We start from the raw sequence: 20565 nt of genomic DNA, 5'->3' as shown, positions 1-20565 counted from the left end.
CCCCGCGGAGCGGGTCCCTCCGGGCCTTCGGCCCTCCAGACGGCCCGGCCCTTCGGGCCGGGCGGACCCGCTCCGCGTGTCCGGACCTGACCTTCGGTCAGGTCTGCCTCGGCTTCGCCGGGGCGCGGGACCGGCTCCGCTTCGCTCCGGCCGGCCCCGCCATGGCTGACGTGGCATCACACGGTTGAGCTGGGATTTTGATTGATCTCACGACAGGCTGACTAGGGGGAGGGGTGAGCGCCGGGGGCGCGTGCCGGTCGGCTTCACTCCCGCCAGATTGGTCTGGACCGGCTACACTGCTGCGGACTGACGGATCGTCAGGTAGCGTCTGGCGGGTGATCACCTCTCAGGCGTGTATCAAGTGGGCTCGGTCGGCTGATCCTGCCGGATGGACTGTGCAGACCGGGCTCCACCGGAAGATTGAAAGGGCTGGAAAGGCGGCCGGAATTTGCGCTCTCATTCTACCAGTCGGATTCGCTGTGGCCCGACTGATTTGTCCGTCAGGGGAAAGCCACTGTCGTTTCAGTTTTGCCCTGTCAGGCATTCCTGTCTTTTCCCGTTGGTGGATTCGGCCGGACCGGGGTCGGCATCGGCGGCCGGGCCGCTGAGCCGCTGCTGTGCGGCACGTCGTCTCCCTGCCCGGTCGGGCTGCGTGGCCGGGCAGGGAGACGGGGCTCCTGGCTCTCCTACTGGGGAGGCTGGTAGCCGCCCTCTGGCCGGATCGGGGGGCGGCGGACCACGGGCCTGCTGGGCGGGGGCGGGGCGGTTCGGCGCAGGGCGGTGGTGTGGGCTGCTTCGATCCAGCCGCTGATGGTGGCGATGGTGTGCGGGTCGAGGTGGGCCAGGCGGTGGGCGGTGTGGTGGTCGGCTTCGGTGGGTTGGAGGCCGGCGCGGCGCAGGGCGGTGAGGAGGGTGAGGGCGTGGGGGTCTTCGGCCGGGACCTCGGGCACGGCGGTGGCCCGAACGGGGCGGGCTCGCTGCTCCCAGCGCTGTCGGCGCTGGACGATCGGGTCGTGGTCAGGGTGGTAGGCGGTGAGGCCTAGTTCCGTCATGAGGTGGCCGATCCTGCGCCATTCCTTGTGCTCGTCCATTGCGGCCTGGATTACTGCCGCGTCGCCTTCGTCGTCGCAGACCCGGGAGCGCTGGCGCTCGTACGATTCGGCTTCTTGGGTGGCCTCTTGGACCTGCTGGGCGTTCATTCCTGTGGCTTGGCGTCGGACGGCCTCGCGCGGATTTGAGCGGCTGTTCACGTGAATTCCTTTCCACTTCGTCAGCGAGGGACGTTTTACCAGCCTGCTCCATAATGCGCAAAGGGCCCCGCGAAATCTGCTTCGCGGGGCCCTTCGGTTGCTCGGTTTTCTGTTCGGTCAGCGGCTGTTCCGGGCCTTTTCGGCGTGGATGAGCCGGAGTTCCCACCACGGGTCGTCGGGTGTCTTCCGCTTGGCCTGGCGCAGCTCGCGGGAGGTAGGCAGGGGGAGCAGCAGGGGTTCGCGGCCGTTGGTGAAGCGCTTGTACTCGCAGTGGGGGCACTCGGCGGTGTCGGGCGCAGCCTCGGTGCGGCGTTCCATCGCGTGGCCGTGCTCGCCACCGAGGGGGCCGTTGCAGGTGTAGCAGGGCCAGCGGCGGGCGTGGGCGGCGCGGACGGCCTGGAGGCGCTTCTGCTTCTTGGCGTCTTCCTTGGCGTCCTTGCAGTCGAGGCAGAGGGTGGTGCCGTCGCTGGCGCGGGGCTTGTAGTCGTACTCCCCTTCGTGGCGGTTGCAGCCGGGGCAGCGGGTGGCGTCGAGGCGGGCCTGCTCGGCGTCTTCGGCGGCCTGCTTCTCGGCGGCCAGGCGGGCGCGGGTGCGGGTGGTGTACTCGGTGTTGGCCAGCGCGTCGGACAGGCTCTGCCAGCCCTGGCTGCCGAAGCGCCACCAGATCGGCTCGTGCGGGCCGCGCTCCAGGAGCGTGCTCAGGTGGCAGTACATGATCGGGATGCTGCCGGTGAAGTCGAAGGGGTCGTCCCTCCAACGGTCGTTGCTGGTGGGCTTCCAGTGCCGCCGGGTGAGGTTCATGACCTTGTCGGCGAGGTTGTTCACGCCGAGCACGCCGGCCCCGCCGAGGACCAGGGCGATCGGGGGCAGGGAGGCGCTGCTGGCTGTCGGGTAGCGGCGGCGCCAGACGGGGAGCTTCTCGGCCTGGCCGAAGTGCTGCACGCCCTCGGGCCTGGGCGCGTTGTAGGTCAGGGTGCAGTACTCGGCGTACCGGTCGATCTTCTCGGCGATGAACTCCGGGGTCTCGTTGTGGAGGTCGACCTCGACCAGGAGCAGCGGGACGCCGTCTTGGGGGGCGGTGAGGACGGCGTCGGCGAAGATGCCGCGGTCGCCGGGCAGTGGGTGGGGGGCTTCGGTGACCCAGTCGGCGATGGTGCCGATCGGCTCACCGGGGGTGACCGGGCTGGTGAACGCGAGGATGACGTTGTTGACGGCCATGGCGTGCGGAGCGCCGCTGGCGCGGCCGACGGAGCGGGCCCGGCCGCCGACCTTCCGCGAGGACGGCAGCGTGCTCTTCGCGGCGTCCAGGCCGAGATCGGTCAGCCCCCAGATCACCTCACCCGCGCCGACCGGCCGCACCGGCTGGCGCTTCGGCTTGCCCTTGAGCGGGCTCGGCTTCGGCGCGGCGGGGCCGGCCGCGACCCGGTCCTCCACGGGCGGCAGGCCGGAGGTGGTGCCGCGCTTCTCGGCCAGCTTGTTGTCCGCCAGGTCGCGCAGCCCGCCCGCGACCGTGTTCCGCTGCTCGTGGTCCGGCTGGGCCAGCCACCACACCTGCTTGACGGTGGCGACCTTCAGCACGCCGAGCACCTGGAGGATGGAGTGGCGCAGCGGGTTGGTGGAGCCGTTCTGGTAGGCCTTGGCGCGGACGAAGTGGACGCGCTTCTTCGCGGGCGGGCGCTGGCGGGGCGCGGCGGTGGCACCGTCGGGCTGCTCGTCGGTCATCCGGTGCTCCCCCGGTCGGTGGTGATCTTCCGGTCACCACCGATACCTCACGCCTGTGACAGCCGGGCCGGTGCTTCCCGGCCGCAGGTCTCCGCCCGCTCCCTCCCCGGGCCCCGCCCCGGGCCGCCGCCGGCAGGCCGGCCGTCTCGGCCGAGGAGAGAGCCACAGCGGCGAGCGACCCCCTCTACAACCCTGCAAGCTCCCAACCTCACTACCAAGAGCACAGAGGGGTTGCCGGGGTTTCTCGGCGGCGCAAATTCAGTACCTGACCTGCGGAAACGCGCCTCCCCGGCCTCAGAGTGGTGGTCGGGGAAGAAGTCGGGGAGAAGGTCGGGGAGGTGGTCGGGGAGTCGTGAGCGGCCCGGAGCGCCTCGGGAGGGCCCTGGCGGGGCTCTTCACCGCCCTTCCGGCCTGATGGGGAGCCTACCCGGGGCCGGGTCCGCGGACACCGGATACGGGCGGTTGGGTGACCTCCTGGGCCGGAGCGGAGTTGGTCCGGGCGTGAGCAGCACCAGGACGACCTCCAGCGCCTCCCGGCCGCGTCGGGGCGGTCTCGGCCCGGGGGCCGGCCGCGCCATCTTCGGGCCGTCGATCGGCTCCCCGCGCTCCCCGCTGCCGTGGTCGCCGGAGGCGGTGCGGGCCGACCAGCAGGCCGAGCTGGAGCGCTACCGCGAGCGGGTGGCCGCCTGGGCCGGGGAGTTCGACGGCCTGGACGAGGACGTCCTCGCCGAGGCCGCCGCCGAGGCCCGCACCGCCGGGCAGGACCCGGCCGCGGCCGTCGACCGCCTGGTCCGCCTCCTCGGCGCTCTGGTCACCGAGTGGGACCAGGCGCAGCAGGGTCTCGGTGCGCGGCTGCGGGCGCTCGGGCACGGCCGGCCGCTGGCGCCGTGGGCGCAGCAGGCGGTGGCGGCCGAGGAGGGTCAGGTCTACCTGGCGCGGCAGCTGCTGCTGGAGTCGGTGGTGCGGCATCACCACCGCGGGGCCGTCCAACCTTGGTGAACGGCCGCTAACCAAGCCTTTGACCTGGGCGAACGCGGACACCTTGATGGACCGTCAAGGAATCGGGGGGTGGCCGTCAAGGTGTGTGGAGGGGGCTTCCAAGGTTCGGCTGGAAACCTTGGAACGGCCCCCGGGCCCACCTTGGAAGGCCGGCCCGCTCACCTTGGAAGCTCCCCTCGGCCGCCACCAGGCCGCCGGGCAGCCCGGACACCTTGATGGTCCCGGCCGGCGACATCAAGGTGCCCAACCGGGACCATCAAGGTGTGCGGCCGGACCATCAAGGTGTCCGGGGGGAGCATCAAGGTGGCCCCGGCCGGTCTGCTCCCGCAGCGGCCCGGCGGGGAGTGCAGCGCGGTGCAGCGGGCCGCGCTGCACCCGCGTGCTGCACGGCGCTGCACTCGTGCAGCGCGGGCCCGCTCGGTGCAGCGCGCAGGGCGGGACAACGTGCCTGACCTGGGGGACAACATGCCGGGCGGGCCCGCTGCGGGCCGGGACAACATGCCGGTTGGACGGGGACAACATGGCGCTGCAGCCCATGTTGTCCCGCCCGAAGTGCAGCACGGTGTCGTCGTGCTGCACGAAGGCGTCGCCGGATGCTGCACTTCGATGTCGCGGCCGTGCTGCACGAAGGTGACGTCGCCGCGGAGTGCAGCACGGCGGGCGCCGGGCGGGCCGCGGTCGTCCGCCGCGCCGGGCGGCCGGCCCTCCGCACCGCACTGCGCAGCGGTCGCGCAGAGGCGCTTGCGTACGCACCGGATCGCCTCTGCGCATGCGCAGAGCCCCTTGTGCAGAGGATGCGCACGCACCCGGACGGCTGCGCATCCTCTGCGCAGCCGCTCGGGCCGGGCCACCAGGAGCTGCTCCTGGTCGGCGGCGCGCGGCGCCCGCCGGTGAACTGCGATTCCGGATCGCACCCCCCTCTGACCTGCGATGGGGAGAAAACCGGTGAGTTTCGCACCCGGGGTGTCGCACCGAACTAACCGGGCTTGCGCAGGCGTGCGCAGCGGAACTCACCGGGCCCGGGGTGCGACTGCGCAGGCCTGCGCAGTCGCAGTTGGACGGTGCGCGGCGGGTGCGGCGTACGGTGTTCGCCGCAAGGCCGGGCAGGGGCGGTGACCCGCGCTGGAAAGGTTCTGCGGGGGCCGGTGAGTTTCGTCCCGGGGCGAAACTCACCGGTGCGCCGTGACCCGTTCGGCCGACGGTGAGTTCTCCGGGCATGACGACGAACACGACCTGGCCGGCCTTCGGCGAGCGCCCGCAGCTGGACCCGGACCCGGCGGAGGGTTCGGAGCTGACCGAGGCGGAGCGGGCCGCCCTCGAGCTGGCGGCGGCCACCGGGTCCCGGGTGAAGGGGTGGCTGGAGGTGTTGGCCGAGCGCGCCGTGGACGGTGCCGACCCGGCCGCCGACAGCGACGGGCCGCGCTTCGGCCTCGGCGCGGGCCTTCGCCGGATCGCGGACACGGTGGCCGCGGTGACCGGCGGGATCGACCCGGCCGGGCTCGGCGACGTCGACTTCGAGCAGCGCTACGAGCTGACCGCCTTGGTGCGCCACTACGTGATGGAGCCCGTCGGCCGCCGGCTGCTGAGCCGGGCCGAGCGGGTGGCGCTGCTCGCCGTCGGCGCCCTGGTCCTCGAGGCGCCGGGCGCGGTGCTCGGCGACTTCGACCTGATCCTGCCCGAGCTGTGCGAGGCGATCGACGAGGCCCTGGTCCTCGCCGGTGCCGCCGCTGACGGTCCGGCAGCCGCGCTGCCCGGCGCGGAGGGTGACGGGTCGTCGGATAGCGTCGGCGAGATGATCACTCCAGCGCGCAGGCCGCTCGGCACCGGGCCGGCCACCGAACACCACGACCAGGACGTCGCCGCCACCTCCGCCGGGGCCCGGCGCCTGCCCGTCGAACAGCTCCCGGCCGACCCGGCCCCGCACGGCGAGCACGGCCAGGAGCAGCGGGCCGTCGCTCCGGAGCAGCGGCGCACGCTCGGCCGGGGAGCCGCAGCCGAGTAGGCCGGCCCGTCCGCGCGGCGGCCCGCACCCGATCCGTCGGGGCGGGCCGCCGGTGTGTTCGGCGGGGGTGTCCCAGCTCCGTCCCAGGTCCGGCCAAAAACGCTTCTACCTGGGGAAATGGCCTGGGACTGTCCCAGCAAAACGGACATACCCGGCGCGCTGGGACGGTGCTGGGACAGGGCCTGTCCCAGGGTTGTCCCACCTGCGGCGGCCCGTACGGGCAACGATGGAGGCATGCGCAGCGAGGACGTCGAGGTCGGTGCCACCTACACGGCGGCCATTCCGCAGCGGCTGCCGGAGGCGCTGCGGCGCCCGGGAGCGACGGTGGAGGAGTTCCGGTCGGGGATGCAGCTGCACCTGGAGCGCGGGCACCGGATCCGGGTCACGGTGACCGGCTTCGGCGAGGAGCCCGGCACGGTGACCGTCGCCCAGCCGGTCCCGGCCGGCCGGGTTCGGCTGCGGCTCACTGCGGAGCAGGCCGCCGGTCTTGGGCTCGCCGACGGGCAGGAGTACGAGATCACCGGCATCGTCACCGACGGGAACGACGAGGCCATCACCTTCCCCGGCCAGGTGGTGCACACCATCCCCATCCGCTGGCTGCGCCCGCCCGGCGAGCAGCTGGAGCTCGCACCGCAGACGATCGCCCTCCACCGGGCGGAGGTCTGCCAGAAGGCCGACGGCCTGGCCCTGGCCGAGGTCGAGGCAGCCGCCGCGAAGGCGCTGGAGAACCTGCGCCGTCTCCAGGGGCTGGCGCTGGAGAACCCGGACGTCGACTTCGGGGTGCTGACCGCCGAGTTCGACCACGGCCAGTGGCTGCGGGTCGCCGGCCACCTGCGCGGCTCGGGCCTGGACGTCTACGACCCGCGCACCGACCCCGACGCGGTCGAGTACCCGCCCCTCATCCGCTTCCGCGACCGCCCCTGACCCCAGCCCGGCGCGGCCGGGGTCAGGGGCCTGCCCCAGCCCCGTCCCAGGCCGGGCCGAAAACGCTCCTACCTGGGGAAACGGCCTGGGACCGTCCCAGCAAAGCAGACATGTCGGGCGTGGTGGGACGGCGCTGAGCCGGGGCCGGCCTCAACTCCTGATCCGGCCGGTGGAGCCGAAGAGCAGCTCACCGAGAGCGGGCAGCCGCGTGGCGGCCTGCGGCATCCACACGAACAGCAGCGCGGGCACCAGGATGACGAAGGTTCCCCCACCCCGCACCTGGCCATCTCGATGGTGAAGGCAGCCTTCGACACCGCCGAACTGCTCTTCCCCGCCCTGGCCGACAGGAAGACCTGACGTCACTCACCACCGGCTCGGGCGCCGGACGGACTGAAGGGGGAGAACAGCGGTTGCTGCTCTCCCCCTTCAGCACTGCTCTACGGGTGGGGGCCGATGACGAGGACGGTGATGACCGAGATGGTCTCGCCCGCCGCGTCCCTCTCGTCCGGCCCGTACATCCAGTAGATGCGCCAAGCGCTGGGGTTGTGGTTCTCCACGTAGGAGTCCCAGACCTTCTCCGAGGCGTACCCGGGGAAGTTCTCGTACTGGTGGGAGTGCAGGCCGGGGTGGCGCGGGTTGGCCTGCAGGCGGGCGAGTGCGTTGTTGACCTTCTTGAGCTTGGCCGGGTCGGCCTTCGAGCCGACGGTCAGGCGGTTGAGGGTCTCGTCGGCGTCTTCGGTGAAGCGGAGGCTGTGCACCTGGTTCTAGTCCTCGTCGTCCTCGTCGAGGTAGTGCGAGAAGTCGCCGCGGTCGATGGTCTTGCCGGCCTTGGCCTGCTCGATCCCGGTGCGGATGCGCTCGGCGAGGTGCGGGTCGTTCCACACCTGCATCTCCCGCTCCGGGATGGAGACGACCGGGGTCAGCAGCAGCACGCCGTCCGGGTTGCTCTCGACCCGGTACCGGCGGCCCGCACGGGCTCCGGCACGGCCGAGGGAAACTCGTCCGCGGCTGTCGACCTCAGTCTCAGCGACGGTCTCGAACTCCTCGCGCTCGTGAATGGCTGTCATGTGCGTGCTCCCTCGGTTCCGCCGGAGGACTCTCCACGGCTCGTGCCTCCCGACTTCGAGTAGGAAGGCACACCTCCGGCGTTAGCACCAAGGTACCCGCATTTAGGAAAGTGGGTAACTCCCACTTTCGTGATTCTCCTCTCTCAAAGCCCGAGAGCTTCGGCACTACCTGCGGCCTCGACGGCGCCCCCCGTGGAGGCCGCCTTCTTCCGCACGGGGCGTGCGATGAACGGGTCGAGCAGCATGTAGCGGTTGACCTCGGCCGTCCCGGTCGGGCTGAGCGGGGCGGTGATGTAGGTCTTGTAGACCTGGATCACCCCCGTCTTCGCCAGCTCCCGGAAGCCGCGCTCGGCGGTATCGGGCGACCACCCGTACCACTCCTTCATCCGCTCGGTCGGAAGCTCGAAGAAGGCCGGCTCGCAGCTGGCGGTCAGCAGCATGGCCAGGGCCGGGAGGCTCAGCTCGTCGAACAGGCCGGTGCGCCACAGCTCGAACGGGATCTTCAGGTAGGCGTCGCGGTTCTGGTTGCCGGGCCGGGTGTACGGCTGGCCGCTGCCGTCCTCGCGCAGCAACGTGACCTGGATGTCCCAGCTGCCGGCGACCCGCTCGTAGGTGATCAGGTTGCGCTCCCGCAGCCGCTGGAAGACCTTGGTCACCGCCGTTCGCGCCGAGGCGGGCGTCGCGTTCTCCGTGGTGCCGAAGGCCCGGGCCCAGACGCCTCCGGAGTGGCTCGTGCTCCACCCCTCGGCGGTTTCGGCGCTGGTGGCCGCGATGATGACCAGGTAGGCGCGCAGGCCGCGCAGGTCCCCGTTGGTGACGAACTCGGCCAACGGGCCGGACCGGTCCGCCTCGCCGCGCTTCTTCTGTACGAACGCCCGCCGAATGGGGGCGAAGTCACGCTTGGCCCGCTCGAGGAGAGCCTCCCGCGTCTCGGCGGGGGTGGCGACCGGCTTCTGGGATATCTGCTGCTTCACACCCCAAACACTGCCGGACCAACCTGCCGTCCAGCAAACCATTCAACTTCAGAAGTTCAGACGCTGTAGCGGGTGTCTGGATGATCCGAGTGACGATGACATGTGACGATGACAGTGACGATGTCAATGGCAATGACACTAGTAGATGGGGTTCAGACGTTGCAGCGCCGGACCCGTCGTCCCCCGGAGCGAGAACCACCCGCCCAGGCAGAAACTGCCGCCCGCTTCGCCAAAAGCCCGCGAAGGCCCCCTGCATGGCCCAGGCCGCCCCTCCCACCCGGATTTCGCCAGCCCTCCCGCCATTGACCCGGAGAGGGGCCCTGCAGTCGCTCCAGGCGCCCGGCCCGCACCACCACGTCGATGCCGAAGCCGGACAGGGCGCCGGTCTTGCTCTCGGCCTGGACGTGGGCCGGGTCAGCCGGGCCCCTCTTGGCCGAGGGCTAGTTGTGGAGCGGGTCGGCCAGGACGATCGCGCCCTTCACGGACTCGCACGGCCAGGAAGCACCCTCGCAGGCCGGGCAGGTCGGGTCACTGCGGTCGCTGGGCGCGTGCTTGGCCAGCTCCTTGCCCGCGAGCGTCCGGATGCCGCGCTCGTCGAACGACATGCCCTTGTAGGTGTCGCCCGCCAGGAACACGGCGCGGTCATAGGCGGCGAGCTGCTGCGCGAGGTCGGAATCCATGCCGGGAGCGTAGAACAACTGAACTGCCTGTGGGGCAGTCCGAGGCCGCACCGTCAAACGCCGACTCCGACTCCGTCTTCGTCTGGCCAACCCAGCGCAGCCGGCGCCGCGCGTGCGCCCGCTCACCGTCCCGGCGATGGTGAAGGAGAGGACCGTTCCAGCGCGCTGGGAGGTTGTGGTGCCGGACGACGCCGAAGCCGACAAGGTGGACAACGCGACGGTCGAGGCGTTGGGGATGCTGTCGAAGGCGCTGGAGTACACCGAGCGGGCCCGCGGCCACCTGTACGCGGTGCACCAGATGACCGGCGGCGCCGACCGGATGCTCGCCCAGGCCGTGGAGATGCTGCGCCAGGCCGGGCACGAGCAGCAGGCCGACCTTGTCGAACGCGAGATCCTGGGCCGCGACGTCATACCCGGCATGTGGACATACCAGGTGATCGAGGCGTACGACGACACCTACTACAAGCCGTTCACCACCGTCGAAGAGCAGGTCCGCCAAGGCCTCGCCGGCGGCCGCCGCCACCTCGCCGAAGCCCGGATGCAGCGGGCCGCCCGCGAACGCCGCCGCCAGCGCCCATCCCCATGACAGCCGGCCCGGTCGGGAGCGCCCGGCACCCGCTCACGGCGCTGGCTTCGGTCGGGCTTGGCGGCCCCGGTGCAGCACTCCAGCTGCTACTCCTGGTCGGGGACGGCCTGGATGGTGCGGCGGCGACGGGCCGCGACGTTGCCGACCTTGCGGGGGCCTTCGGCGCGGGCGTCCGGCGTGATCTGGGGTGCATCGAGGGCTTCGGCAACCAGGCGGCGGATCTCGGGGTTGGACGCGAAGTAGTAGCGGGGGTTGACCCGGTACCGGTTGGGGTCGGGGTGCTCGACCAGGTGCAGGCCCTCGAGGCGGGCGAGGGACTCGTACACGGTGGAGGTGGAGACGCTGCAGTCGGCGGCAATCTCCTCCGTGTCGGCGACGATCGGGTCGAAGATGGCACCGCGGCTGGTCAGCCACTCCAGGATGTCGCGCTGGCTGGCGGACAAGTTGAGGGTGTAGACGGGCGGCATCCCGAGGCTGTCCGGGTCGAATCCGTGGTGGCTGTGGGTGGCCGCGCTCATCGGGTGCCTCCGGTCGTCTTGGTCGTGCTGGCCCGGCGCGGCCGGGGCGTCGTCGCCGCCCCGGCGGCTGGCTCCGTCACCGCGCTCGGGGTCTTCCCCGTGCGCTTGGCGGCGGCCTTCTTCGCGGCCGCGACCGCCTTGGCATCCGGGGTGATGGGCGGCGGGTCGAGCCTGCGGCACGCCTGGACCTGGGCGTCGCCGCTGCCCTCCCAGAACCGGCGGGGGTTGAGCTGGTAGGTCTGGCTGCGCGGCGACGTCTTCAGCAGGATGTTCAGCTTCACCAGCCGGGCCAGAGCGGTCTTCGCCGTGGTCTCGGTGGCGTGGATGTCCTCGGCGACGGCGGCCGGGGTGACCTTGACCGCCGCGCCCGCACCGCCGTGGGACCGCACCCAGTCGATCGTGGCCCACTCCGCCCCGGACAGGGCGAGCGTGTAGAGCGCGGCGTCGTCGGTGTAGGCGTTCAGCGTGTACGAGCCGTCCATGGTGTGCGGCGTCCGGGCCTTCGGCGGCGGCAGCACCGCGCCCGTGTCCAGGTTCACCAGGGCGATGTTGCCCCTGCGAGCCATCCCGTGCTCCTCACCGTGGTCGTTGGTCCGGCATCCCGTCCAACGACTGGTCCGCCATCAGGTCCCTAACGGCCGGTTTTTCAGACCTTAGCTCCGAAAAACCCGACCTTAGCGGCACGAACCTACAGCACAGCACCCGAGAAACGCAGTGACTTCACGCCGTGTCGGGCATCAGAGGCCCCGTACGCACCGGCCGTAACGTCTGGTTTTCTGACCCTAGCGGCTGGAATTCCGGACGTTAGCGCGGACAAAACCGCAGGTCAGGGCATCCGGCCCCTTCTGTAGTTAAAGGCGCGCGTGCCCACTCAGCGATCCGCCCCCGGTCTCCCCAGGCCCCAGCTGCCGGCACCCACCTGCCCGGCCCAGCCACTCCGGTGATCAACCACCCCGGTGCTGATCACTCGAACTCGCGCCAACTGACCGACAGCAACTCCGGCCCGGCAACCACAACAAGGCGTCCACCTCCCACTTTGTCGCACGCCACCTGCCTGTAGGTGGCGACACGGGCACCATGTCGCCCTGATCAGTGACAGCCGCCGACAGCCTGTGGGCCTTCCTGCTGGTGCACTCGGTGGCTGCTCGGGTGGGGTCGGTCCGCCGTTCGGCAGCGCCAGCTGCTGCGGCAGGGGCCGCCCCAGCACCGCCTTGCCCGCTCGGTGAGATCACCGATCCACCAGGAGTGCCGGGAAGCGCAGGCGGCCGGGCCGGGAGCGACGGGGGAGCGCTCCGGGCCCGGCCGACGGGAGGCCAGCCGCACCGCGCCATGGCACGGCTGCTCTGCTCGGCGGCCCGGGTGGATCCTGTGGTGGGGCCGCCGTGGCGGGAAGACTAGACCCGCCCGTCGGGCAGGCGCTAGGGCTGTGAACTGGGATTTTTCGGCCGCGAACATGCCAGGGGCACAGGTCGGCGTCAGGGTCAGCGGCGCGCGGCGGTCCAGGCGCGGACGGCGTCGTCGAGTTGCCCGGCGCCCGGCCAGCAGGCGGCCAGGGGCATCGGCCCGGGGATCGTGGCGTCCAACATGTACTCCAGGGTCCGGGCCAGGCCGGCGGGGTCGGCGACGGGGTGGACGTCCAGCTCCACCCAGCTGTCCTCGTCGGTGTCGAAGTCCCAGCTGTAGGACCAGCCGCAGCTGGTGTCCCAGTTCACGGCGAGCGCGTGGGCGGGGCCGATCCGCCAGTTCAGCAGCGCCTGCAGGGCGGGCCCGTCGGCGGGGCCTTCGTCCAGGCGCCAGGTGTCGGGGCCGCGCCCGATCGCCTCCAGCTCGGCGACGACCTGGGCGAGGTAGTCGTGGTGCGGCAGGCCGCAGCGGTCTTCCAGAACCTTGGGCACGGTGCTCTCCTTCCGACGGCCGGGCATCTCCCGGCCGCCGCGGTCAGCCTCCGCCGGGCGGCCTGTGGACAACGGTCGCCGTTCTACCGGTGCGGGCCGATCGCCAGCACGGTGACCACCGTCTGGTCCTGGTCGTGCCCGCCGTCGGCCGGCCCCCAGCTCCACCACAGCCGCCAGGCCCCGGCGCCCTGGTCAACGTAGGAGGTCCAGGCCCGGACGGCGGCCGGGTGGCCGGGCAGCTCCTGGTAGCGGTGGGAGCACAGGCCGGGGTGGCGCGGGTCGACGGCCAGGCGCTCCAGCGCGCGGCGGACCCGGCGCAGCCGGGCCGGGTCGGCGCGGCGGCCGTGCTCCAGGCAGTTGAGGGTGCGGGCGGCGGCGCGGCTGTAGTGCAGGTGCGGCATCGCGGTCTCCTCCGGGCGGGCGGGCGGGTGCGGGCATGGCGAAGGCCCGGCCCCACGGGTGCGGGGCCGGGCCTTCGGGAGTGCGGGGTCGGGGTGCGGCGGTGTCAGCGGCGGAACCACCGCCGGGGCCGCCGGACGGGGACGGGCTGGCGGGTGGCGGTGTCGGTGGTGGTCTCGATGAACGCGAGGTCGATCCGGTCGGCGTAGGCGAGGAGGGTGGCGGCGAACGGGGCGGCGGCCTGGTGGAGGGTGATGTCGGGGCAGGGGCAGGTGGTCCAGGCGTCGGCGATCGAGCGCAGCAGGGCGGTCGGGGTGGTGGAGGGGATCATCAGGTCGCCGGTGGCGGGGTGGTGGCAGCTGGCGGTCACGTGGAGGGTGGGCACGGCGTGCTGGTGGGTCATCTCGTCCTCCTGGGTGCGGGCATGACGAAGGGGTCCGGCTCCCGGGGTGGGAGCCGGACCCCTTGGTGGCGGTGCGGATGGCGGGCGGAAGCGTTCCGCGCGGAACACTTTTGCCCCGGTCGGATCAGCCGGCCGCGGCGGCGGTGCGGGTGATGGCTTGGACGTCCACCGGGGTGTCAGGGTTTCCTTGACGCCCGGTTGGCGAGGCGGCCGCGGCGCTCGGCGGCGGCCTGCTTGGTGATGCCGCCGAGGGCGGCACCGACCTCGGTCCAGGTGGCGTCGGCGGCGCGGGCGGCGTCGATGACGCGGGCCTCGGCGGCATCGAGCTCGGCGCGCAGGCCCGCGACCAGGCGCAGGGCGGCGAGCGCTTCGGGGCGGCCCGGGTGCTGGTCGGCGAGGACCGCAGCGAGCGCCCGGTCCGGGGGCAGGGTGGTGGTCTGCCGTAGCCAGGCCGTCCGGTCCGGGCCGGCCGCGTACCGGACGGTGAGCAGCTCCAGCGGGGTCAGGTCCAGCCCCGCCGCAGGGGCGTCAGGCTTTCCTTGACCCCGCTGGTCGGCGGCCGGAGCGGGCTGCGGCTCCAGCAGCCAGGCGATGCCCTTGCAGCGCACCAGCTCGGCGAGCGCGTGGTCCCAGCTCTCGTGGACCACGTCGCCCCACGGGTCGCGCACGGCGGTGGCGGCGAGCAGGCGCTCCACCATCGCCTTCTCCCTGGGGCTGGCCGTGTCCCACGGGTCGGTGACGTCGTCGAGGACGGCGTCGGCGAGGTTCTCCAGGCGGTGGTGGTCGAGGCGGTCCAGGTCATGCTCGGACATGGTGGCCAGGGCCCGCAGGGCGCCGACCAGGTGCGGGCGGACCCCGGTCTCGCGCACGTAGCGGATCCCGGCAGCCAGGTCAGGGAACTCCCTGGCCACGCTGGTGCGGATCACCGTCACCGAGGGGCCCTCCGTCCACTCCACCCGCCACCGGCCCCGGCCCTCCGGCCGCACGTCCAGGGTGTGGCAGTCGTAGACCTTCGCCAGCCCGAACAGGTGCTTGCGGATCATCGTGCTCGGACTACCGGCCATGGAATTCCTCTCGCTGCCCCTTTGCGGAAATTCAGGGCGCTCACACAATAGGGTCCCGACCCGCCATTGCGACGGCCCTGGTTGGCTATTTCTGGCGACACCGAGGGTGCCGGGAGGGGTCAGATCCCCTCGAGGTCGATCCACTCGATGTCGGTGAGCTCCACTCCGAGGCCTGCGGCGCGGTGGCCGCCGTCCTTGAAGTAGTGCTCGCCGAGCGCGTCGGCGAGGATCTGCTCCTGCTCGGCCTGGGACGCTCCGGCGTCACGCGCCTGGTAGAGGCGGGTGGCCACCGAGCCGGGCAGCTGCTGGGTGAGGCTGCGGGGGCGGGGGTCGTCGGTGGAGCCGGCCGCCGAGGTGAACCCGAACCGGGCCTGGACGTGCAGCATGAAGCCCTTCTTCTCCGCCTCCCGGCGCACCCGCTGGCGCACCCGGGGCTGCCACTTCGCCTTCACCCGCTGCTCGACCTTGGCCGCCGCAGCGGGCTTGGGGGCGGAGGTGCCCTTGAGCCAGCGCTGCACGGTGCGCTGGGAGACGCCGAGCTCGGCCGCCAGCGCCTTGGTCGAGCCCTTGTGTCCCTTCAGCAGGAACCGCAGCCGGGCCGGGACGGACTGCGGGATCGCCCGAGTGCGCTCGGCCCGCTCCAGGCCCTCGTCGATCTCCCCCATTTTGCTCCTTCTGGTCGTCGTCTTGGTTCGTCGTCCTTGCGGCGCCGGCCGCCCCGGGCGGGACGGCCGGCGGTTCAGCGGGCCCAGGCGATCCGGGTGAGCACCGCGCCCTGGTCCCGGAGCTCGGCCAGCGGCGTCGCCTCTTCCCGGGCGTACACCAGCTGCCTCCACCCACCTAGATGATTGATGCCAAGGGCTCGTTGGCGCGCATGGCATGAAGCGAGGGAGTCCAAAGATCGGTTGTGACGCCTGATCTGGACTCCCTCGCCACCGCACTCTACGTGAGAACCGACGACCTGCTGAAGGAATCGCCGCACCTGGCGCCGTGGCGTCCGAAGATCGGCATCGAACCCAAGCTCAGCGACGCCGAGCTGGTCACGCTCGCGGTGATGCAAGCACTGCTCGGCCAAGTCTCCGAGCGTCGCTGGATCCGCTACGCCCGCTCCCATCTGCGGCACCTGTTCCCGTACCTGCCAGGACAGTCGGGCTACAACCGGCGCCTGCGCAAAGCCGCGGACCTGATCACCCGCGTCAACCGGCTGCTGGCCACCGACACCAGCCTGTGGACCGACAGCGTCTGGGTGGTCGACTCCACCCCGATCGAGTGCGGCCGCTCCCGGGAGACGGTCAAGCGCTCCGACCTGGCCGGCTGGGCCGAGTACGGCTACTGCGCCAGCCACTCCCGGTACTTCTGGGGCCTACGGCTCCACCTGGTGTGCACCCTCCACGGCCTGCCCGTCGCATTCGCACTGACCGGCGCCAAGGCCGACGAACGCACCACCCTGCTGGACATCCTGGACGCCGAGACCGACCTCGTGGCCACCCACCCCGGACAGACCCTGATCGGGGACAAGAACTACTACGGCGCCGTGTTCGAGCGTGAACTCGCCGAGCTGGAGATCCGGCTCCTACGGCCGGCCCGCAAGGGTGAACCCGAGCGGGCCGGATCCCAACTGTTCAAGCCACTGCGGCAGATCATCGAGTCCGTCAACGACACCTTCAAGGGCCAGCTCGACCTCGAACGACACCAGGGCCGCACACCAGGCGGCGTCATGGTCCGCGTCCTCCAACGGATCCTCGCACTGACCACCGCGATCTGGCACAACGACCAGACCGGACAACCCGTCATGCGCTCCCTCACCGCGTACGACCACTGAACCCCTTGGCATCAGTCATCTAGTGGCGTCGGTGTACCGAATCGGACGACAAGGCAGCCAAGAAAGTTCTCCGCTGCCCTATGCAGAGCCCTGCCCGCAGCCGCGCGTTTGCCCTCACCTGGTACGCCGACTCGCCGCTCTTCAGGCGGTGGTCGTCCAGGCGGTCCATGATCGAACTACTGTCGGACAGCTGGCTCACGCTCCGGGCCGCCGCGGTGGATCCGGTGAGGAGAAGGGGCGTCGCCGAGGATGCGGTGCGGGCCGACTGCTACCAGCCCACCACGGCATCAGCCGGCGCGGGCCCACTGCGGTCCTTCGCGACGCGAACGAAGACCTGGGTCGCGTTCAACCGGCGAAGAAGGAGCACGGCATCGGCGTCGTACTCAAGAACGGCGGCGTTGCCGAGACGGTCGAGGTCGAGGGGCAGGTTCTTGTCGAACGTCCCGGTGAAGTACGCCATCACGACGATGGGCACCTCGTGGTCCATGGCCAGGTGCTTGAGCTCTCGCGCGACCTCCCCCGCGGCCTGCTCTGCTTTGTCGACCCCGTCTTCCTCGTCCCACCGCTCGTAGTCACCGTAGTCGTCGTAGGAGGTGAGGCGCTGGTCCGGCTGCAGCAGGCCGAAGTGGTCGATGACGACGAGCTCGGCGGGCTCGCCCCTGCCCGCCATCCCGTCCAGCACGCCTCGGAGCCGAGACGGCGTCAGCTCCGGCGAGCGGTCCACGAGAAGGCGCGGCACAGGGTTGCGCCGGGGGAGTTCCGGGGCGAAGAGCACGGCGGAGTGACCGTTCGCCGCAGCGTGGACGGCCAGTTCGAGCCCGGCGGCGGCCTCGCGGCGTCCCTTGAACGCGCCAAGGCCCAACAGCTTCCCCCGATACAGGGTCACGAGGTTGTCGAAGTCCGGCCAGGGGGTGGCAACCCGCGGCCGCTCGTTCGCGAGCTCCCAGGGCTGAAGGTCGCCATCCCGCCCACCGGCCGGGTCCGCCGCCCACTCCACCATCCGAGGCCTCCGCTCTCTCGTCGCTGCACACCGTAGCCGACCGGTGGCCCTCGGATCGCGCGTTCCTCTGCGAAGCTGTACGGGTGAACGAGCGACGATCCCAGGCCTACTCGGTTCCCACCGGCCGCCCCTTCCTCCTGGCCGAACTGCGCACCAAGCTCGCCTCCGTCGGCGACGCCGTCACCAACTTGTGGAACGACGCGCACCCCGCCGAGTACGAAGACGTCGCCGACGAGCTCTACGCCGCCTTCCGGACCGCGGCCAACCTCGCCCCGCCCAAGAGCCACACGGGCTGCGACATCCATCCGGACGGGGCCGTCGACCCGGAGGCGCCCCAGGGCTGGGCCCGCTGCCTGCTGTGCAACGAGGCCCGCCGCCGCGGCATGCGCCCCTCCGACGTACCGCCGCCCGCCCGCACCAACCCGCTCGGCTACCCGATCCCCAACGGTCCCTACGACCTGGCGCTGCTGCGCCACTTCCTGAGCAGCGCCAACAGCCTGTCGTTCTCGCTGACCCTGCGCTCGGACTTCAGCGAGTTCGAGGAGATGGCCGACACCCTGCACGAGGCGTTCTGCGTCGCCCGGGAGCTCTCCCGGCCAAGGAACACCTCCGGGTGCAACACCCATCCCGGCGCCCCCACCGACCCGACGGCCGGCGGGGCCTGCCTCTTCTGCGTGGCCGCCGCGCGCCGCCGCGCCGACCAGGCGGCCGGGGTACCGACCCTTCTGCTCCGGGCGAAGCCGGGTCTCAAGCGGCGGGGTTCCGCGGGCCAGCGCCGGCCGACAGGCTGAAGCGGCCAGCACGGGATTCGTACGGTTCCCCTCCCAACGCCTCTGGTGACCGGATCGAGGCGAGCCGCACCGTACGGGACCTCCCTACGGCTGGAGGCCGGCGGCCGCCGCGAGCTGGTGGACGTTCATCACCGGTTGGAGCGGGCCGGGCTTCCAGCCGATCGCGTCCTGGATGAAGCCGTGGCCGGAGTGTCGGCCGCCGGCGTTCCAGCGCCGGTCGATCACGGGCAGGCGCAGCCAGTTGAGGCGTTCGCCCGTCTCGGCGTGGACGGGGTGGGTGTAGTGGGTCAGGAAGTCCTCGGGGTCGGGCAGCGTCTTCAGGAAGGGGCTGAGCTCGTGGTGCGGGGCGTACTCGGCGATGCCGTTGCCGGACGGGGTGCTGATGGTCCAGGTGATGTGGACGTCGCCCGGCCGGTAGCGGAGGGGGTCCTCCGAGTGGAGGTAGTCGGCGACGTCGTCCGTCCACTGGTGCCACAGCGCCAGCGCGTCGACGTCCAAGGGGGCGTGGTCGCGGAACGACCGCTCGTTGTGCGCCTCCCAGCGCAGCACGAGCTCTTCGGCGTTCGGGTAGTTGTTCCGGACGGCGTTGAACAGCCAGGTGGTGCCGGCCGGGTAGGGGTGGGGCTGTGCCTGGTGCACGGGCTCTCCGTTCGGGATTATCCGGGTCGTTCGTGGCGCTGCACTTCCAGCAGGGTCGGGCAGGAGAAGCCGGCCTGTCCGGCGAACCACTAGATCGTCTCCTGCCGGGCGATCTTGGCCCGGCGCGACCCCGCGGACGCGGGACCGGTCCCCGGGCGCTCTGAGGGGCCGCCGGAGCCCGTCCTGCGCCTCTACAGTCCCGGGGGTCGAGGCGGAGCTGGGCGGCCACTCGCCGGGGTCGTCGGTCAGGCCGAGGTCGGCGGCCCGCTCGGCGACGACGGTCGCGGAGTAGCCGTCGTGCGGACGCCGTTGACGAAGCCGCCCCCAGCGCGGTCTCGGCAGAATTCAGAGACGGGCCATGGAGGCCAGCCGTGCCATGTGGCCCTGGAAGGCGAGCGGGACGACCCTCCCGGAGGGGCCGGACCGGTTCTTGCTGATGATCGCCTCGACCGTCCCGGCGGTCGGTCCGGTGTCCGTACCGTCCTCGGCGAGTTCTCGGTGGAGCAGGATGATGATGTTGCTGTCCTGCTCGATGGCGCTGGCGTCCTTGAAGTCGGAGACCTTGGGACGGTCCCGGTTGGCCGCGTTGCGGTTGAACTGGGCGAGCGCGACGACCGGGATCTCGAACTCGCCCGCGATCATCTTGAGACCGCGGCTGATCTCCCCGACCTCCTGCGCCCGGTTGGCGGTGGCCTTGGTGTTCTCCGGGGTCATCAGCTGGAGGTAGTCGCAGACCAGCATCGCGGGCGCGTGGCCGCGCGAGGCCATCCAGCGCAGCTTCGCCCGCAGCTTGGACAGGGTCTGGCTGGCGGAGTCGTCCAGGTAGAAGTTGTGGGCGTTGCGCATCACGTCGCTGACCTTGGCGATCTTCTCCCAGTCGTTGTCATCCAGCTTGTGCTTGACCAGGTGCTCCAGGTAGACCCCGGACTCGGCGGAGGTCAGGCGGGCCATCAGCTCCTTGCCGCTCATCTCCATGCTGGCGACCAGAACGGGCTTGTTGCGGTGCAGGGCGACGTGCTGGGCGAGGTTCATGCCGAACAGCGACTTGCCGCCGGCGGTCGCGGCGCCGACCGTCAGCAGGTTGCCGGGCAGCAGCTGTACGACTTCGTTGATGTCCGGCCACGGGGTGTCGAGCGCGCGCGGGTCCAAGCCGCGCTCCTGGTCGTCGATGAACTCCTGCCACCGCTCAGCCACCGTCAGCCGCGGTGCGACGTCGGCGGTGCCGGCCACCAGCTGCTGAAGCTCGGCCATGGCGTCCTGAACGGCCTTAGGCGCCTCGCCCATGGCGGCGTAGCCCTGGGCCGCGAGCCGGGTGCCGGTCTTGATCAGCTTGCGCCAGGCCGCGAAGTCGCGGACCTTCTCGGCGTAGTGCCCGGCGTTGGCGGCGGTCGGCACCGCGTTGACGCAGGTGTGCAGGTAGTTGGCGCCGCCGACCTGCTGGAGCTCACCGCGGGTGGTCAGCTCCCCGGCCACCAGGATCGGGTCGGGCGGGGTGTCGCCGCCCGAGCGGTCGTGCAGGTCGAGGATGGCCCGGTAGATCGTCTCGTGTGCCGGGCGGTAGAAGTCGCCGGGGCCGTTCAACGTGGCGATGACCTCGCTGACCGCCGAGACGGACAGCATCATCGCGCCCAGCACGGCCTGCTCGGCGGCCAGGTCGTTCGGCTGCTTGCGCTCCAGCGCCTGACGGGCAACAGGGATCGGCAGTTGGTCGTCGTCGGGCTCCGGGACGTAGACGTCGTCAAAGTCGGTGTCTGCGATGCTCAAGGGGTGGAACTCCTGGTCAGTGAGTGATGAGGCGGGTTCCGCAGGGCGGCTGGACCATGCCGGGTC

Annotated in this window: 23 protein-coding genes; 6 read left to right on the top strand and 17 right to left on the bottom strand. The window is 71.5% G+C overall.

The window, feature by feature from the left end:
* Positions 1–686 precede the first annotated feature (686 nt).
* Positions 687–1199: a hypothetical protein gene (locus ACIA8O_RS39025; protein ID WP_396298838.1), complete on the bottom strand. Its 513-nt coding sequence runs from the start codon at positions 1197–1199 to the stop codon at positions 687–689.
* A 168-nt stretch (positions 1200–1367) separates the two neighbouring features.
* Positions 1368–2972 (bottom strand): replication-relaxation family protein, encoded by a 1605-nt coding sequence (locus ACIA8O_RS39020; RefSeq protein ID WP_396298837.1) that lies wholly within the window; start codon positions 2970–2972, stop codon positions 1368–1370.
* A 501-nt stretch (positions 2973–3473) separates the two neighbouring features.
* Between ACIA8O_RS39020 and ACIA8O_RS39015 the strand changes: the two genes are divergently transcribed.
* From ACIA8O_RS39015 to ACIA8O_RS39005, 3 genes are all read left to right on the top strand, one after another.
* A complete protein-coding gene (locus tag ACIA8O_RS39015; protein WP_396298836.1) occupies positions 3474–3971 on the top strand; it encodes a hypothetical protein in 498 nt (165 codons plus the stop codon).
* A gap of 1216 nt (positions 3972–5187) precedes the next feature.
* Positions 5188–5973 carry a hypothetical protein gene (locus tag ACIA8O_RS39010; protein ID WP_396298835.1) on the top strand — a complete coding sequence of 262 codons (786 nt, stop codon included), beginning with the start codon at positions 5188–5190 and terminating at the stop codon, positions 5971–5973.
* A 234-nt stretch (positions 5974–6207) separates the two neighbouring features.
* Positions 6208–6897 carry a hypothetical protein gene (locus tag ACIA8O_RS39005; RefSeq protein WP_396298834.1) on the top strand — a complete coding sequence of 230 codons (690 nt, stop codon included), beginning with the start codon at positions 6208–6210 and terminating at the stop codon, positions 6895–6897.
* A gap of 150 nt (positions 6898–7047) precedes the next feature.
* Here ACIA8O_RS39005 and ACIA8O_RS39000 read toward each other — a convergent pair whose 3' ends face one another.
* The 5 genes from ACIA8O_RS39000 to ACIA8O_RS38980 all read right to left on the bottom strand — a co-directional run bounded on the left by ACIA8O_RS39000 (position 7048) and on the right by ACIA8O_RS38980 (position 9618).
* Positions 7048–7176 (bottom strand): hypothetical protein, encoded by a 129-nt coding sequence (locus ACIA8O_RS39000; RefSeq protein ID WP_396298833.1) that lies wholly within the window; start codon positions 7174–7176, stop codon positions 7048–7050.
* Positions 7177–7334: 158 nt separating this feature from the next.
* Positions 7335–7655, bottom strand: coding sequence for a hypothetical protein (locus tag ACIA8O_RS38995; RefSeq protein ID WP_396298832.1), 321 nt, complete (start codon positions 7653–7655; stop codon positions 7335–7337).
* Between the two features lie 6 nt (positions 7656–7661).
* Positions 7662–7964 carry a hypothetical protein gene (locus ACIA8O_RS38990; RefSeq protein ID WP_111381698.1) on the bottom strand — a complete coding sequence of 101 codons (303 nt, stop codon included), beginning with the start codon at positions 7962–7964 and terminating at the stop codon, positions 7662–7664.
* A gap of 143 nt (positions 7965–8107) precedes the next feature.
* Entirely contained in the window at positions 8108–8938 is an 831-nt protein-coding gene (locus tag ACIA8O_RS38985) for a hypothetical protein (RefSeq protein WP_396298831.1), read from the bottom strand.
* Between the two features lie 440 nt (positions 8939–9378).
* Positions 9379–9618 (bottom strand): hypothetical protein, encoded by a 240-nt coding sequence (locus tag ACIA8O_RS38980; protein WP_396298830.1) that lies wholly within the window; start codon positions 9616–9618, stop codon positions 9379–9381.
* Positions 9619–9754: 136 nt separating this feature from the next.
* On the opposite strand from ACIA8O_RS38980, the gene ACIA8O_RS38975 reads away from it, so the two are divergent.
* Positions 9755–10204 (top strand): hypothetical protein, encoded by a 450-nt coding sequence (locus ACIA8O_RS38975; RefSeq protein ID WP_396298829.1) that lies wholly within the window; start codon positions 9755–9757, stop codon positions 10202–10204.
* Positions 10205–10290: 86 nt separating this feature from the next.
* On the opposite strand, the gene ACIA8O_RS38970 is transcribed toward ACIA8O_RS38975, so the two are convergent.
* From ACIA8O_RS38970 to tpg, 7 genes are all read right to left on the bottom strand, one after another.
* The gene (locus tag ACIA8O_RS38970; RefSeq protein ID WP_396298828.1) at positions 10291–10722 is read right to left on the bottom strand and encodes a MarR family transcriptional regulator; all 432 of its coding nucleotides are present in this window, start codon (positions 10720–10722) and stop codon (positions 10291–10293) included.
* Entirely contained in the window at positions 10719–11288 is a 570-nt protein-coding gene (locus ACIA8O_RS38965; protein ID WP_396298827.1) for a MarR family transcriptional regulator, read from the bottom strand. The genes ACIA8O_RS38970 and ACIA8O_RS38965 overlap by 4 nt, the downstream gene beginning before the upstream one ends.
* Positions 11289–12203: 915 nt before the next feature.
* A complete protein-coding gene (locus ACIA8O_RS38960) occupies positions 12204–12617 on the bottom strand; it encodes a hypothetical protein (protein WP_396298826.1) in 414 nt (137 codons plus the stop codon).
* Between the two features lie 83 nt (positions 12618–12700).
* Positions 12701–13018, bottom strand: coding sequence for a hypothetical protein (locus tag ACIA8O_RS38955; RefSeq protein ID WP_396298825.1), 318 nt, complete (start codon positions 13016–13018; stop codon positions 12701–12703).
* Positions 13019–13122: 104 nt separating this feature from the next.
* Positions 13123–13419 carry a hypothetical protein gene (locus ACIA8O_RS38950; RefSeq protein ID WP_396298824.1) on the bottom strand — a complete coding sequence of 99 codons (297 nt, stop codon included), beginning with the start codon at positions 13417–13419 and terminating at the stop codon, positions 13123–13125.
* A gap of 176 nt (positions 13420–13595) precedes the next feature.
* The gene (locus ACIA8O_RS38945; RefSeq protein WP_396298823.1) at positions 13596–14483 is read right to left on the bottom strand and encodes a hypothetical protein; all 888 of its coding nucleotides are present in this window, start codon (positions 14481–14483) and stop codon (positions 13596–13598) included.
* A 119-nt stretch (positions 14484–14602) separates the two neighbouring features.
* Positions 14603–15148 (bottom strand): telomere-protecting terminal protein Tpg, encoded by a 546-nt coding sequence (tpg, locus tag ACIA8O_RS38940; protein WP_396298822.1) that lies wholly within the window; start codon positions 15146–15148, stop codon positions 14603–14605.
* Positions 15149–15390: 242 nt separating this feature from the next.
* On the opposite strand from tpg, the gene ACIA8O_RS38935 reads away from it, so the two are divergent.
* Entirely contained in the window at positions 15391–16305 is a 915-nt protein-coding gene (locus ACIA8O_RS38935; protein ID WP_396298821.1) for an IS982 family transposase, read from the top strand.
* A 268-nt stretch (positions 16306–16573) separates the two neighbouring features.
* Here the strand turns inward: ACIA8O_RS38935 and ACIA8O_RS38930 are convergent, their stop codons facing one another.
* Positions 16574–17305 (bottom strand): DnaB-like helicase C-terminal domain-containing protein, encoded by a 732-nt coding sequence (locus ACIA8O_RS38930; protein WP_396298820.1) that lies wholly within the window; start codon positions 17303–17305, stop codon positions 16574–16576.
* Between the two features lie 83 nt (positions 17306–17388).
* Between ACIA8O_RS38930 and ACIA8O_RS38925 the strand changes: the two genes are divergently transcribed.
* Positions 17389–18096 carry a hypothetical protein gene (locus tag ACIA8O_RS38925; protein ID WP_396298819.1) on the top strand — a complete coding sequence of 236 codons (708 nt, stop codon included), beginning with the start codon at positions 17389–17391 and terminating at the stop codon, positions 18094–18096.
* Positions 18097–18180: 84 nt separating this feature from the next.
* Here ACIA8O_RS38925 and ACIA8O_RS38920 read toward each other — a convergent pair whose 3' ends face one another.
* Both ACIA8O_RS38920 and ACIA8O_RS38915 read right to left on the bottom strand, forming a co-directional pair.
* The gene (locus ACIA8O_RS38920) at positions 18181–18735 is read right to left on the bottom strand and encodes a hypothetical protein (RefSeq protein WP_396298818.1); all 555 of its coding nucleotides are present in this window, start codon (positions 18733–18735) and stop codon (positions 18181–18183) included.
* A 345-nt stretch (positions 18736–19080) separates the two neighbouring features.
* Positions 19081–20499 (bottom strand): replicative DNA helicase, encoded by a 1419-nt coding sequence (locus ACIA8O_RS38915; protein ID WP_396298817.1) that lies wholly within the window; start codon positions 20497–20499, stop codon positions 19081–19083.
* Positions 20500–20565: the final 66 nt, after the last annotated feature.

This window comes from Kitasatospora sp. NPDC051853, assembly GCF_044452665.1.
GTDB lineage: Bacteria > Actinomycetota > Actinomycetes > Streptomycetales > Streptomycetaceae > Kitasatospora.
Note: the sequence above shows the minus strand (reverse complement) of the source record. Positions and strands in the feature narration are given on the sequence as shown.

What these genes read in the sequence shown, in the direction of transcription:
- ACIA8O_RS39025 (WP_396298838.1), bottom strand. Translation starts at nt 1,199, where the DNA reads ATGAACGCCCAGCAGGTCCAAGAGGCCACCCAAGAAGCCGAATCGTAC.
- ACIA8O_RS39020 (WP_396298837.1), bottom strand. Translation starts at nt 2,972, where the DNA reads ATGACCGACGAGCAGCCCGACGGTGCCACCGCCGCGCCCCGCCAGCGC.
- ACIA8O_RS39010 (WP_396298835.1), top strand. Translation starts at nt 5,188, where the DNA reads ATGACGACGAACACGACCTGGCCGGCCTTCGGCGAGCGCCCGCAGCTG.
- ACIA8O_RS39005 (WP_396298834.1), top strand. Translation starts at nt 6,208, where the DNA reads ATGCGCAGCGAGGACGTCGAGGTCGGTGCCACCTACACGGCGGCCATT.
- ACIA8O_RS38990 (WP_111381698.1), bottom strand. Translation starts at nt 7,964, where the DNA reads ATGACAGCCATTCACGAGCGCGAGGAGTTCGAGACCGTCGCTGAGACT.
- ACIA8O_RS38980 (WP_396298830.1), bottom strand. Translation starts at nt 9,618, where the DNA reads ATGGATTCCGACCTCGCGCAGCAGCTCGCCGCCTATGACCGCGCCGTG.
- ACIA8O_RS38975 (WP_396298829.1), top strand. Translation starts at nt 9,755, where the DNA reads ATGGTGAAGGAGAGGACCGTTCCAGCGCGCTGGGAGGTTGTGGTGCCG.
- ACIA8O_RS38970 (WP_396298828.1), bottom strand. Translation starts at nt 10,722, where the DNA reads ATGAGCGCGGCCACCCACAGCCACCACGGATTCGACCCGGACAGCCTC.
- ACIA8O_RS38965 (WP_396298827.1), bottom strand. Translation starts at nt 11,288, where the DNA reads ATGGCTCGCAGGGGCAACATCGCCCTGGTGAACCTGGACACGGGCGCG.
- ACIA8O_RS38955 (WP_396298825.1), bottom strand. Translation starts at nt 13,018, where the DNA reads ATGCCGCACCTGCACTACAGCCGCGCCGCCGCCCGCACCCTCAACTGC.
- ACIA8O_RS38950 (WP_396298824.1), bottom strand. Translation starts at nt 13,419, where the DNA reads ATGACCCACCAGCACGCCGTGCCCACCCTCCACGTGACCGCCAGCTGC.
- ACIA8O_RS38945 (WP_396298823.1), bottom strand. Translation starts at nt 14,483, where the DNA reads ATGGCCGGTAGTCCGAGCACGATGATCCGCAAGCACCTGTTCGGGCTG.
- tpg (WP_396298822.1), bottom strand. Translation starts at nt 15,148, where the DNA reads ATGGGGGAGATCGACGAGGGCCTGGAGCGGGCCGAGCGCACTCGGGCG.
- ACIA8O_RS38930 (WP_396298820.1), bottom strand. Translation starts at nt 17,305, where the DNA reads ATGGTGGAGTGGGCGGCGGACCCGGCCGGTGGGCGGGATGGCGACCTT.